At 68.8% G+C, this 13,711-nt stretch carries 8 protein-coding genes; 5 read left to right on the top strand and 3 right to left on the bottom strand.

The window, feature by feature from the left end:
- From SLNSH_RS13510 to SLNSH_RS13490, 5 genes are all read left to right on the top strand, one after another.
- On the top strand, positions 1–465 hold the full coding sequence (locus tag SLNSH_RS13510; RefSeq protein ID WP_106337531.1) for a cytochrome c-type biogenesis protein: 465 nt from the start codon (positions 1–3) through the stop codon (positions 463–465).
- 121 nt (positions 466–586) lie between these two features.
- Positions 587–2,152 carry a Do family serine endopeptidase gene (locus SLNSH_RS13505; protein ID WP_106337530.1) on the top strand — a complete coding sequence of 522 codons (1,566 nt, stop codon included), beginning with the start codon at positions 587–589 and terminating at the stop codon, positions 2,150–2,152.
- A gap of 239 nt (positions 2,153–2,391) precedes the next feature.
- Positions 2,392–3,075, top strand: coding sequence for a winged helix-turn-helix domain-containing protein (locus SLNSH_RS13500; RefSeq protein ID WP_106337590.1), 684 nt, complete (start codon positions 2,392–2,394; stop codon positions 3,073–3,075).
- Positions 3,059–4,483, top strand: coding sequence for a sensor histidine kinase (locus tag SLNSH_RS13495; protein WP_106337529.1), 1,425 nt, complete (start codon positions 3,059–3,061; stop codon positions 4,481–4,483). The genes SLNSH_RS13500 and SLNSH_RS13495 overlap by 17 nt, the downstream gene beginning before the upstream one ends.
- Positions 4,484–7,459, top strand: coding sequence for a bifunctional [glutamine synthetase] adenylyltransferase/[glutamine synthetase]-adenylyl-L-tyrosine phosphorylase (locus SLNSH_RS13490; RefSeq protein WP_106337528.1), 2,976 nt, complete (start codon positions 4,484–4,486; stop codon positions 7,457–7,459).
- A 6-nt stretch (positions 7,460–7,465) separates the two neighbouring features.
- On the opposite strand, the gene SLNSH_RS13485 is transcribed toward SLNSH_RS13490, so the two are convergent.
- The 3 genes from SLNSH_RS13485 to fdhD all read right to left on the bottom strand — a co-directional run bounded on the left by SLNSH_RS13485 (position 7,466) and on the right by fdhD (position 13,651).
- Positions 7,466–9,691, bottom strand: a complete 2,226-nt coding sequence (locus SLNSH_RS13485) for a sensor histidine kinase (RefSeq protein WP_245422340.1) — start codon at positions 9,689–9,691, stop codon at positions 7,466–7,468.
- Between the two features lie 294 nt (positions 9,692–9,985).
- On the bottom strand, positions 9,986–12,625 hold the full coding sequence (gene pepN, locus SLNSH_RS13480; protein WP_106337526.1) for an aminopeptidase N: 2,640 nt from the start codon (positions 12,623–12,625) through the stop codon (positions 9,986–9,988).
- Between the two features lie 135 nt (positions 12,626–12,760).
- Positions 12,761–13,651 carry a formate dehydrogenase accessory sulfurtransferase FdhD gene (fdhD, locus tag SLNSH_RS13475; RefSeq protein WP_158266755.1) on the bottom strand — a complete coding sequence of 297 codons (891 nt, stop codon included), beginning with the start codon at positions 13,649–13,651 and terminating at the stop codon, positions 12,761–12,763.
- Positions 13,652–13,711 lie beyond the last annotated feature (60 nt).

The raw sequence follows: 13,711 nt of genomic DNA, 5'->3' as shown, positions 1-13,711 counted from the left end.
ATGCGCCGCTGGCTCCTCCTCGCCCTGGCCGCGCTGGCTCTTCTCGGTTCAACGCCCGCCTTCGCGGTGAACCCGGACGAGGTCCTCTCCGACCCGAAGCTCGAGGCCCGCGCCCGCGCGCTGTCCTCCGAGTTGCGGTGCCTCGTGTGCCAGAACCAGTCGATCGACGATAGCGACGCCCCGCTCGCGCGCGACCTGCGGCTGATCGTTCGCGAGAAGCTCAAGGCCGGCGAGAACGAGACGCAGATCCGCACCTTCCTCGTGGACCGCTACGGCGAGTTCGTGCTGTTGAAGCCGACCTTCACGCCCCACACCGTGCTGCTCTGGGCAGGGCCGTTCCTGGTGCTGCTGGCCGGCATTGGCATCGTCTGGGCGAACGCGAAGCGGCGCACGAGCCCGACGCCTGTGAGCCCGCTGACGGACGAAGAGCGCGTGGCCTTGGACCGGCTGGATCAGGTCGGCTGACCGTTACCGCACCTTTCCAAAGTTTCATGATCCCGCGAGGGCGCCGTAAGCCGCTGCGCCCCATCTTCTGCTCCACAGGCCCCCGGGGATGCCCCCGAAACCCAGGCCCGAGGAGCAAACGATGACCCAAGAGACTTCCCCGACGAACACCCCCAGGCGCCGCCTGTCGGTCCGCGCCGGCCTGCTGGCCGGGGCTTGCGCGATCGCGGTCGTCGGCGCGGGCGTGACACACTATTCCGATTTCCCCGTCGCCATCGCCAACGCCCAGAGCGCGCAGCCGCAGGGCGGCCAGTCGCTCGGCGGCCCGCCTTCCTTCGCCAACGCCGTCGACCGGGTGAAGCCCGCCGTCGTCTCCGTGAAGGTGAAGGTCGAGAGCGCCGCGGTGCGTGGCGGTGATATCGCCAACGGCGACGGCGAGGACAACGGCCTCCCGCCGAACCTGCCGCCCGGCCTGCGCGACTTCTTCCGCCAGTTTGGCGAGCCCAATGGGGGCGGCATGCCGCACGGCCAGATGCGCCCGCGCGGACACCAGTACTCGCAGGCCCAGGGCTCGGGCTTCTTCATCTCGCCGGACGGCTACATCGTCACCAACAACCACGTGGTCGAGCACGGCGTCGAGGTCCAGGTGACCATGGACGACGGCAAGACGCTCGACGCCAAAGTGATCGGCACGGACCCCAAGACCGACCTCGCGCTGCTTAAGGTGAAGCAGCCCGGGACATACCCCTTCGTCAAGTTCGCCAAGGCGCAGCCCCGCGTCGGCGACTGGGTGATCGCGGTAGGCAACCCGTTCGGCCTCGGCGGCACGGTGACGGCCGGCATCGTTTCGGCCCGCGGTCGCGACATCGGCTCCGGACCCTATGACGACTACCTGCAGATCGACGCAGCCGTGAACCGCGGCAACTCGGGCGGTCCGACCTTCGACATGAACGGCGAGGTCGTGGGCGTGAACACGGCCATCTACTCGCCGTCCGGCGGCAACGTCGGCATCGCCTTCGCGATCCCGACCGAGGTGGCGGCCAACGTGGTCGAGTCGCTGAAGGACACGGGCTCCGTCGCCCGCGGCTTCATCGGCGTGCAGATCCAGCCGGTGACGAGCGAGATCGCCGACAGCCTGGGCCTGAAGGACGCCAAGGGCGCCCTGGTGGCCGAGGCCCAACCCGGTCCGGCCTCTGACGCCGGCATCAAGGCCGGCGACGTGATCGTGTCCGTGGACGGCGACAAGGTCGCGGGTCCGAAGGAGCTGTCTCGTCGCATCGGCTCCATGAAGCCGGGCGACAAGGCCGAGATCACCTACATCCGCGACGGCCGCGAGCAGACGGTCACCCTCAAGCTCGCCGCGCTGCCCAACGACAAGACGGCCCGGGCGGACGCGCAGGACGAGAACGCGGCCCCGGCCGGCGGCTTCGGCCTGGCGCTGGCTCCGGCCAGTTCGGTGGATGGCGCGGGCTCGCAGGGGGTCGTGGTGACCCAGGTCGACCCGGAGGGCCCCGGCGCCCAGCAGGGCGTGAAGCAGGGCGACGTCATCCTGGAGGTGGCCGGCCACGCCGTGTCCAGCCCCTCCGAGGTGAAGCAGGCCCTCGCCGACGCTCGCAAGGGCGGCAAGAAGGCCGTGCTGCTTCGGCTCAAGACCGGCAAGGACAGCCGCTTCGTCGCGCTCGCCTTCCCCAAGAAGGACCGCGGCTAAGCCTGCCGGAGCCGGCGGGGACCGCCCCCTCTCCGCCAGCTCCGCTCCAGCGGCTGACGCGCGCATGCCCCAGCGCGTCGCCGCCTCCCGCCGCCCCCGTCCCAACCGGCGCGGCGGGAGCGTCAGGCAGGCCGGAAGCCCAGCCTCTTCCGGCCTGCTTGCTTTTTTTCTTCTGCGCAAGCCGCTCCGGATGTCCGAGCCCCCTCAACAGGCGCGCGTCTTGGAGGTATGCCATGGACATGAAGCTTCTCATCGTCGAGGACGACACGGACTCCGCGGCCTACCTGGTGAAGGCCTTCAAGGAGGCCGGGCACGTGGCCGACCACGCCGCCGACGGCCTCGACGGCTACGCCCTGGCCCGCGAGGGCGACTACGACGTCCTCATCATCGACCGCATGCTGCCCAAGCTCGACGGCCTGTCGCTCATTCACGGGTTGCGCGAGCAGAAGGTCGAGACGCCTGTCCTGATCCTGTCGGCCCTCGGCCAGGTGGATGACCGCGTGAAGGGCCTGCGCGCCGGCGGCGACGACTACCTGCCCAAGCCCTACGCCTTTTCCGAACTCCTGGCCCGCGCCGAGGTGCTCGCGCGCCGCCGCCGCACCGGCCCGGTGGAGGAGACCCGCTACCGCGTCGCCGACCTGGAGCTCGACCGCCTGTCCCACACGGTGGCTCGCGCCGGCAAGCCGATCGAACTTCAGCCGCGCGAGTTCCGCCTCCTCGAATACCTGATGAAGCACGCCGGGCAGGTGGTGACGCGCACGATGCTGCTCGAGAATGTATGGGACTACCACTTCGACCCGCAAACCAACGTCATCGACGTGCACCTGTCGCGCCTGCGCGGGAAGGTGGACAGGGGTTTCGACCGGCCCCTGATCCACACCGTCCGCGGCGCCGGATACGTGGTCCGTGACAGCGCTCGGTAAGCTTTTCCGTACGACGGCGTTCAAGCTGTCGCTGGCCTACCTCGCGATTTTCACGCTCTTCGCGTTTTTCCTGCTCGGCTACATCGCCTTCAACGCCCGTCGGCTCATCGCCGACCAGGTCGCCTCCGTGGTGGAGGCGGAGACCCAGGGCCTCGCCGAGCAGTACATGGGCGGCGGCTTGCGCCGGCTCGTGGACGTGATCGAGTCGCGTTCGCGCCAGCCCGGAGCCTCGCTCTACCTCGTCGCAGGACCGAATGGCGAGAGATACGCCGGCAATATCGGCCGCCTGCCATCGGATTTGCTGGAGCGCCCCGGCCAGCGCACGATCTCCTACTTCCACAACGACGACGACCAGAAGGCCCACATGGCCCTGGTGCGCGTCTATCAATTGCCCCAGGGCGTGCGCCTGCTGGTCGGCCACGACCTCGCCGAAGCCGACCGCCTGCGCCAGGTCATCCGCCGCGCCTTCAGCTGGTCGCTGTCGCTGGTGGTGATCCTGGCGCTCCTGGGCGGCTGGTTCGTCACACGCCGCGTTCTGGGCCGCATTGACGCCATGACGGACGCCACGCGCGGCATCATGAAGGGCGACCTCTCCGGCCGCCTCGCCATCGCGGGCACGAACGACGAGCTCGACCGCCTCGCCGTAAACCTCAACGCCATGCTGGACCGCATCGAGGAGTTGATGTCCGGCATGAAGGAGGTCTCCGACAACATCGCCCACGACCTCAAGACACCGCTGACGCGCCTGCGCAACGGCGCTGAGGAGGCGCTGCGCACCGCCGAGACGCCCAACGACTATCGCAACGCACTGGAGGGCACGATCGAGGAGGCGGATAACCTGATCCGCGTCTTCAACGCGCTCCTGATGATCGCCCGCGCGGAGGCCGGGAACGCGCGAGACAACATGGCTGGTTTCGACGTGGCCGAGGTGGCGCGCGATGTCGTGGAGCTGTATGAGCCGGTCGCCGAGGAAGCGGGAGTTCCGCTGCGGCTGGAGGTGGAGCCGGGCTTGCGCATCCGCGGTTCGCGCGAGCTCATTGGGCAGGCGCTCGCCAACCTGGTGGACAACGCCATCAAGTATGCGCCGAAGCCGCTGGAGGCCGTGGCGGCGACCGACGGTGGGCAGGTACCGTCGCCTTCGCCTGAGGTGCTTGTCAGGGCCGGGCAGCACGGCGATACCGTGGAACTCGCCGTCGCGGACCGCGGCCCAGGCATTCCGGCTGCGGATCGCAGCCGAGTGCTGGAGCGCTTCGTCAGGCTCGAGGGCGCCCGCACGCGACCGGGCTTCGGCCTTGGGCTATCCTTGGCGGCGGCGGTGGCGCGTCTCCATGGCGGGACGTTGCGCCTGGAGGACAATGAGCCCGGGTTGCGCGCCGTGGTCGCGCTTCCGGCGACCGCAGGAGCGTAGATGGACACCGGCGCCGGCGAACCTGCCCCCCACAAAGCGCCCACGGGCGTGCGACTTGTCGACCGGCTAACGGCGGCGCCCCGGCTCGCCGACCACGGGAGCGCGCGCGACCGAGTGGCCGAGTTCCTCGCCGGGGCCGATGAGCCTGGCGGGGGAGGGGGCCTGAAGCCGCTCGTGCAGGCCAGTGAGTCGGTTCAAGCTCTGCTGGCGGGGATCGCCGACCACTCCCCCTACTTGTGGCGTCTCGTCTCGGGCGACCCCGCCCGCCTTGTGTCCCTTCTGGCCTGCGACCCGGACGCGCACGCGGCGGCCCTCGTCCGGCGAGTCAACGGCCTCTGGCGGGAAGCGGAAGCCGAGCAGCAATTGATGCGCAGGTTGCGAGCCGCCAAGCAGGAGGTGGCGCTTCTCGTGGCGCTTGCCGACCTTGGCGGCCTCTGGGGTGTCGAGCAGGTCACCGAAACCCTCAGCGACTTCGCGGACGCTTGCGTCGCGACCAGCGTGCGCTGGCTGCTGAACGAGGCGGCGGAGGCCGGGAAGTTCAGGCCGAATGACCCGAATGACCCAGCCGCCGACTGCGGCGTGGTGGTTCTGGCGCTCGGCAAGCACGGCGCCCGGGAGCTGAACTACTCTTCGGATATCGACATCGTCGTCTTTTTCGATCCGGACAAGGCGCCGCTCGCCGGAAACGTCGAGCCCACGCCCTTCTTCGTCCGGATGGTGAAGGGGGTCGTGAAGCTGCTGCAGGAGCGCACGGCGGATGGCTACGTGTTCCGCACCGACCTGCGGCTTCGACCGGATCCCGCCTCCACGCCCAGCGCCATCCCCCTGCCGTCGGCCTACGCCTACTACGAGAGCGTCGGCCAGAACTGGGAACGCGCCGCCCTCATCAAGGCGCGCGCGGTGGCTGGGGACATCCCCATCGGCGAGGCCTTCCTCAAGGAGCTGACGCCCTTCATCTGGCGCAAGTACTTCGACTTCGCCGCCGTGGCGGACATCCACGCCATGAAGCGCCAGATCCACGCCGTGCGCGGCCACGACGTGATCGCGGTCGCGGGGCACAACATTAAGCTGGGCCGCGGCGGCATCCGCGAGGTGGAATTCTTCGTCCAGACCCAGCAACTCGTGTTCGGCGGCCGCAGGCCGCAGCTGCGGGGGCGGCGCACGCTCGAGATGCTGACGGCGCTGCGACAGGACGGCTGGATCAGCGCGACGGCGGAACAGGAGCTGTCGGAAGCATACCGATTCCTGCGCGCGATCGAGCACCGGCTGCAGATGCAGGCCGACGAACAGACGCAGCAGCTGCCGCACGAAGACGACAAGCTCGCCCGCTTCGCCAAGTTCTGCGGCTATGCCTCGGCGGCCTCCTTCGGCAAGGCGCTGACGGCCCAGGCGCTCAAGGTGGAAGGGCACTACGCGCGCCTGTTCGAGGAAGGCGGCGAACTCACCGCCGGCGAGGGCAACCTCGTCTTCACGGGCGTGACGGACGACCCGGAGACCCTGGAGACGCTGCGCCGCATGGGCTTCACCGACCCGGCGCTCGCTGCCGAGACGGTGCGCGGCTGGCACTTCGGCCGGCGCCAGGCTGTGACGAGCCCGCGCGCCCGGGAGGTCCTGACAGAGCTCGTTCCCCAGCTGCTGACGGCCTTCGGGGCGACCGCCGATCCCGACGGCGCCCTCGCCAATCTCGATAGGGCGCTCGCCCGCATGCCTGCCGCTGTCGAGCTCTTCTCCATCCTGAAGAACCACCGCTCCATCCTGGCGCTGTTCGCCGACCTGCTCGGCTCGGCTCCGCGGCTCGCCGAGACTGTGGCCCAGCGGCCGCATCTCCTGGACGCCGTCATCGACCCGGCCCTGAACAGGCCTTATGCGGGGGTGGAGGAACTCGTCTCACGCCTTTCGGGCGCGGTCGGGGCGCCTGAACTGCTGGAAGATTTTCTCGACCGCATCCGCGAGGTCGGCCAGCACGAGATGTTCCTTGTCGGCTCGCGCGCCATTTCGGAGGCCGTGCCGCTGTCGCGGATCGGAACAGCCTACGCCACCCTGGCGGACGCGCTCATCCAGGTCGCCCTCCGCGAGGTGGAGCGTCGCTTCCAGGCCGACCACGGCAGGGTTCCGGGCGGGCGCATGGCTGTCGTGGGCATGGGCCGGCTAGGCTCGCGCGAGATGACGGCGACCTCCGATCTCGACCTCGTGGTGCTTTACGACTTTGACGAGGACGCGGCCGAGAGCGACGGCACGCGCCCTCTGAACGCCGTCGTGTACTACACGCGCCTGACCCAGCGGCTCATCAGCGCGCTCACCGTCCCGACGCGCAGGGGCGTGCTGTATTCCGTCGACATGCGCCTGAGGCCCTCTGGCAACAAGGGCCCTGCGGCCACGCAGTACAAGGGCTTCCTCGCCTACCAGAACGAGGAGGCTGAGGTTTGGGAGAAGATGGCGCTCACCCGCGCCCGGCCCGTCGCCGGCGATCTCCTGTTCGCGGAGGAGGTGGCTGGCGCCATCCACGGCATTCTCACCGCCGAGCGAGACCCGGACCATGTTCGGCGCGAGGCGGCGGACATGCGTCGCCTGATCGCCCGGGAGAAGGGCGAGGATCAGCTATGGGATCTCAAGCTCGCCCGCGGCGGGCTGCTCGATATCGAGTTCATTGCGCAGACGCTGGTGCTGGTCCACGGGCGCGCCCATCCCAGCCTCGTCACGACCTCGACGGGCGACATCCTGCGCGAGGCGCAGGAGCATGGCGTCCTCGCTCCCGAACACGGCGAGTTCCTGCGAGAGGCCTACGCCATGATGCGCGACCTGCTGCACTGGCAGCGACTGACGGTGGCCGGCGCCTTCGATGGCAAGACCGCCTCCCAGGGCCTGAAGCGCCGCATGGCGTCCATCGTCGGTCTGCCGGATTTCAAGATCCTCGAGCGCGACTTGGCTGACACGCAGGACAAGGTGCGCGACATCTTCACGCGACTGGTCGGCTAGAGCCGGTCAGCCGACCCGCGAAGCCCGCCCCGACGCGATCTCCAGTCCCGTGGGCGGCTTGAGCGGCAGGTGCAACATCACGATGGTGCCTGCGCCCTCGCAGGAGCGGATGCGCAATCCGCCGCCATGCAGCTCCGCCAGCGAGCGCGCGATGGCGAGTCCCAGCCCCGAACCGTCCGTCGGCTTGGAGGCGTCCATGGCCACCCACTCGAACGGGCGTGCGAGCTTGGGCAGCGCGTCCTTCGGGATGCCGACGCCGGTGTCCTCGACGTAGATGTTGAGATTGCCGCCGATCCGGCGCGTGCGGATCATCACCTTGCCGCCCTCGGGGGTGAACTTCACCGCGTTCGACAGCAGGTGCCCCAGCATCTTCTCCAGCGCGCGCTTGTCTGCGTGGACCACCGCGCCCGCCAGGGGCTCGGCAGAGAGCGACAGCCCGCGCGAATGCGCGACGGGTGTGATGGCGGCCATGGCCGCGGACACCATCTCCTCAGCGACCACCGGCTCGCGGTGCATGCGCACCCGTCCGGCCTCCAGCTCCGCCATGTCGAGGATGTCGGCGATGAGGCCCAGCAGATATTCGCCGCTCTTGCGGATGTCGCGGCAGTAGTCGGTGTACTTGTCACAGCCGAGCGAGCCGAAGATGCCGGCTTCCATGACCTCCGAAAAGCCCAGAATGGCGTTGAGCGGCGTGCGCAGCTCGTGACTCATCTTGGCCAGGAACTCGGACTTGGCGCGGTTCGCGCTCTCGGCCTCGGCCTTCTGCTCCAGGTAGCGCTCGGCCAGGTCGGCGAGCTGCTGCGCCTGCATCTCGAGCGTCTGTCGCGAGCGCTTCAGATCGGCCACTGAGGCCGTCAGCTTGCGCTCGCTGTCCAGCAGGCGCTCTTCCTGCTGTTTCAGGAGCGTGATGTCCGTACCCACCGACACGTAACCGCCGTCCTTGGTCCGGCGCTCGTTAATCTGCAGCCAGCGCTGGTCCGGCAACTGCGCTTCGTAGCTGCGCGCCCCAGCCTCGACGGCCGCGTCCAGGCGGTGTTGCACCACGGAGGGCGTCAGGGCGGCCGCCAGCGTCTCGTAGGGCGTGCCCGGCTGCACGTGCTCAGGCAGGAGGTTGTGCAGCTTCTGGAACTTCGAGTTGCACATCACCAGCTGGTTGGCGTCGTCCCACAGGACGAAGGCTTCCGAGATGGTCTCGATGGCCTCGCGCAACCGCATGTCCGCCGTCGCGGTCTGCTGGGCGAGGCGGCGCTGTTCGGTGATGTCGATGGCGATGCCGATCAGGTGTGGGTCTCGGTTCTCGCCGTCCCGCACCAGTTCGGCCCGGGCGCGCAGCCACACCCATGCCCCGTCCGCGGCGCGGACCCGGAAGGCATGGTCCACCGTGGTGGCTTCGCGGCTCGCCAGGGTGTCGGCCAGCGAGAACAGGTCCCCGTCCTCCGGATGAACCAGGCGGTTCACCTCGCCGAAGGACATGAACTCGCTCTCGCGCGCGTAGCCGAGCATCTCGTACATGGAGTCGGACCAGTAGAGCGTGCCCCGCGCGATGTCCCAGTCCCACAGTCCGCAACGACCGCGCGACAGCGCTGCATCGAGCCGGCGGCGGAACTTGTCGCAGATCGCGTCCGCCTGCCGCGCCCTCCACGCTTGCCAGAAATAGGCCGTGCTGATGGCGGTGAGGACGAAGCACGCCGCCCCCAGCAGGATGAGCGTGGAGGTGGTGCGCTGCCGCCAGGTGGCGAGCGCCAGAGAGATCGGCTGCACCACGGCGACCTGGCCGTAGGGCGCGGGCAGGTCCCGCACCGTCGCGAGCGCCTTTGCGCCGCTCGGCAGCGTGATCACGATGACCCCGGCCTTGTCCGCGAAGGTGGTCAGCGGCTGCGACTCGCCGAGCGCGCTCACGAGCGTGCCGCCGGTGTAGAGGCCGCCAGGAAGGCTGGCGACCACCGCGCCCTCGGCGCGGGTCAGGAGCATGAACCGGCCGTCGTGGATCGCATGGCTGGGGACAAATCCCAGAGCGCGGGCGTCGAGGATTGCATCCGCGCCAATGGCGCGCGAAAGCTCAGCCGCGGTGTAGGACGCGAGGATGTCGATGTCGCCCACGGCGTCGACGAGCGTCTCCTCCCGCGTCGCCGACGCGTTCAGGTAGGAGATGCTGCCGAGCGCCACCACAAAGACAGCGACCAGGACCGGAACGATGCGCCGGAGCCACGGCTCGATGTCGAGCAGTTTCATATAGGCCGGGTCGGCCAGAGAACGGACCAGACCCGGTATTGAATGTGTGCGAACGGAAGCAATGGCTGCGAAGCTTCGCGCCATTCACGGTCCCCCTCGGATCCCTAAAACGCCCATTCGGAAGGACGTGCCGCATCTCTCCGAATCGAGATGATCTGAATCCCCGGGGGGTGATTTGTCCAGTTGTTAAGAGTTGATTACGAAGAAAAAAAGAACTTGCCACTAGGGATTGTATCAACGGGCGGCGAAGACCCACAAAGGGGCGGAGGCCTGCTGGTCCCCGCCGAGCTCTAATCACGCGAGTGAGCGCGTGACGATGTCGGAAACATCCGGCGAGAGACCTTCCTTCGCCGCGACTCGCCGAAGCTGGGTCTCGGCCTGCGCCCGCCGGCCCTGTTCCAGGGAGCGCCAGGTCCGGAACGCTCCGAGGAGGCGCGCAGCCAGCTGCGGGTTGCTGCCATCGAGCTGGAGCACCATGTCGGCCAGGAAGGCGTAGCCTGCGCCGTCGGCCCTGTGGAATTGCGACAGGTTGGCCATCGCGAACGTGCCTACGAGCGCCCGGGTGCGGTTGGGATTGGACAGCGAGAAGGCGGGATGGCGCATGAGCCCCCGCACCCTGTCGAGCGTGGCCGCCTCCGGGATGGCCGCCTGCAGCCCGAACCACTTGTCCAGAACCAGCGGGTCGGCGGCGAAATGCTCGCCGAAGGCGGCGAGCGCCTCCTCGCGCGCCGGACCGGGGTGCTGGGCGAGGATGGCGAGGGCTCCGATCTGGTCCGTCATGTTGTCGGCCGAGGCGAACTGAGCCTGCGCCAGCGGAATGCCTCGCCCGGGGTCACCCGCCGTGAGCAGGTCGAGCGCCGCATTGCGGAGCGAGCGCCTCCCGGCGCTGGCCGCATCGGGGCTGTAGGGGCCAGTTGTCTCCAGCCTGGAGTAGGTCTGAGCCAGACGGTCGCCAGCTGTCTGCCCCACGAAGCTTCGCAGCGCCTTGCGGGCGTGCAGGACGGCGTCGGGGTCGATTTCGCGGCCGAGTTCGCGCGCCACGTCCGCCTCGCTTGGAAGCGCCATCACCTGGGCTGCGAAGGCGTGGTCGTCCGTCGCGGCCAGCAACTCCCCGAGGGCCACCGCGAAGCCTTGGTCGAATTCCGGCGGCTGCTGCGCCCGCAGCGCTTCCACGGCGCGCACCATGAGGCGCATCGCGTAGGTCTGGGCCGCCTGCCAGCGGTTGAACGGGTCCTCGTCGCGCCGGAACAGCGTCAGCAGTTCGGCTGGCCCCAGCTCCTGCTCAAGCCGCACGGGCGCCGAGAAGCCGCGCAGCAGCGACGGCACGGGGTCGGCCGGAACCTCGATCAGGGTCAGGCTGTCAGCTGTCTTGTCGAGCACGAAGAGACCATCCTCGAGCGTGCGTCCGTCCGCCGTCTTGAGCGGCGCCCCGCGTCCCTGCGCGCTGACGAGGCCAAGGCGGATCGGGATGACGACCGGCTCCTTCTCGGTCTGCCCTGGCGTGGGCGGCGTGCTCTGGGCGAAGTCCAGCCGCAGCGTCCGGTCCTCGGCGTCATAGGCCGTGCGTACGGCGACGCTGGGCGTGCCGGCCTGCCGGTACCAGAGCGAGAAGTGGGAGAGATCGCGCCCGCTCGCCTCGGCGAAGCAGGCGAGGAAATCCTCGATCGTCGCGGCCGTGCCGTCGCAGCGGTGGAAATAGAGGTCCATCCCGGCCTTGAAGGCCTCGGGACCGATCAGCGTCTTCAGCATGCGGATCACTTCGGCGCCCTTCTCGTAGACGGTCGCCGTGTAGAAGTTGTTGATCTCGCGATAGACGGAGGGTCGCACCGGATGGGCGAGGGGGCCTGAATCCTCGGCGAACTGCTGGGCGCGCAGCGCCCGCACATCCGCGATCCGCTTCACGGGGCGGGAGCGCTCGTCCGAGCTGAACTCCTGGTCGCGGAAGACGGTGAGGCCTTCCTTCAGGCAGAGCTGGAACCAGTCCCGGCAAGTGATTCTGTTGCCGGTCCAATTATGGAAATACTCGTGAGCGATGATCGCCTCGATGGCGGCGTAATCCGCATCGGTCGCAGTCTCCGGGCTCGCCAACACGTACTTGTCGTTGAAGATGTTGAGGCCCTTGTTCTCCATCGCGCCCATGTTGAAGTCAGACACGGCGACGATGTTGAACACGCTGAGGTCGTACTCGCAGCCGAACGCCTGCTCGTCCCAGCGCATGGAGCGGACCAGCGCGTCGAGGGCGTAGCCGGCGCGGCTCTCTTTGCCCGGCTCCACGTAGACGCCGAGTTCGACCTTCCGGCCCGAGCGGGTGACGATCTCGCCGCCGACCCGGCCAAGCTTCCCGCCCACGAGCGCGAAGAGGTAGCAGGGCTTCGGGTGGGGATCGCGCCACACGGCGTAATGTCGGCCGTTCGGCAGCGCGCCGCGCTCGACCGGATCGCCGTTGCCCAGCAGGACCGGCGCCTCGGCTTCCTCGGCCTCGATGCGGGTCGTGTAGACCGCCATCACGTCCGGGCGGTCGAGGAAATAGGTGATCCGGCGGAAGCCTTCGGCCTCGCACTGGGTGCAGTACACCCCGGAGGACCGGTAGAGGCCCATGAGCTTGGTGTTTGCCGTCGGGTTGACCCGGGTCTCGATCGAGAGCCGGAATGCCCGCTCCGGCGGCGCGTGCAGAGTGAGCCCGCTCGGGCTGGCCTCGTAGGCGCCGGGCGCCAGGGCGCCGCCGTCCAGCGCCACGGACACGAGTTCCAGCTCGTCCCCGTCGAGCTCCAGCGCAGCGCCCGCCCGGCCCGCCGGATTGGGCCGGATCGCCAGTTCAGCCAAGATCCGGGTGGCGGTGGGATGCAGCCGCACGTCCAGCGACACCGTGTCGATGAGGTAGTCCGTCGGCCGGTAGTCTTCGAGGCGGACGGGAGCGGCGGTGTCGGTGCGCATGGAGGCTTCCGGGCTGACGCAGAAAGGGCGCTTGTTATCGGGCGCCCTGACGCCCGCTACAACCCGTACGCCCGAATCGGCGCCTCCGCGGGGGGGGGGCGCGAAGCCATGCCCTGGAAGCGTCGGAACTGAGCGTCAACGAGCCGGCGACGCTACACGAAAGCATCCCTCGCTGGAGTCGCCAGGGTCTCGGAAAAGCGCGTGTGGATCGGAGAAGATCTGAAACGTGTCGCTGCGCGCCAATGCGATCAGCGTGAGCCGATGCTCTTGCGAAAGGCGGACCGCGAGGCTTGTCGGCGCTGATATGCCCGCCAGCGCGGGAATGCGCGCGGCGAGACATTTTTGCACGAGTTCGAACGAGATGCGGCTCGTCATGAGGCAGAAGCCGCTCTCCCCTGGAATGCCGGCCCGCGCCATGTAACCGATGAGCTTGTCCAGCGCGTTATGGCGGCCCACGTCCTCGCGTACCGCCAGGATTTCGCCGGACGGCGACACGAAGGCGGCTGCGTGCACCGCCCCGGTCTCGCGATTAAGCCGCTGGAGGGGGTAAAGCGCGTCAAGGGCCGCGAACACGGCCGCCCCGCTGATCAGCGGCTTCGTTTCGATCGCCCCGAAGCGGCGCACCGCCTGCTCGAGTTCCACGATGCCGCAGATGCCGCAACCGGTCTGTCCGACAAGGTTGCGCCGGTTCTCCAGGAGGGCTTTCTGCCGGTGGGCTGGGATCGTGGCTTGCGCCAGCAACCCCAGGGCGATCGGGCGGATGACGATGTCCTCCACCTCTTCGGCGCGCTCCACGATCTGCTCCGTGAGAGAGAACCCAACGACGAAGTCCTCCACGTCGATCGGACTCGCCATCATCACGGCGTGGGCCAGGCCGTTGTAGGTGATCGAGACCGGAACCTCCGCGGCGAGCGTTCGCGCGCGCTCCTCGGCCTGACCGTCCCGGGCGATCGCGACGGTCAGGGCTTCGACGCGCGGCGGCGGAGGCTCTGAAAGGATCTCGATATCGTCGTCAGCGTCGCTCACGCATGCGCTCCCTGGGGGTGTCGGGCGGGTTCTCCTGCCTATAACCTAGAGCGAACCGGC

This window comes from Alsobacter soli (assembly GCF_003004785.1).
Lineage (GTDB): Bacteria > Pseudomonadota > Alphaproteobacteria > Rhizobiales > Beijerinckiaceae > Alsobacter > Alsobacter soli.
Note: the sequence above shows the minus strand (reverse complement) of the source record. Positions and strands in the feature narration are given on the sequence as shown.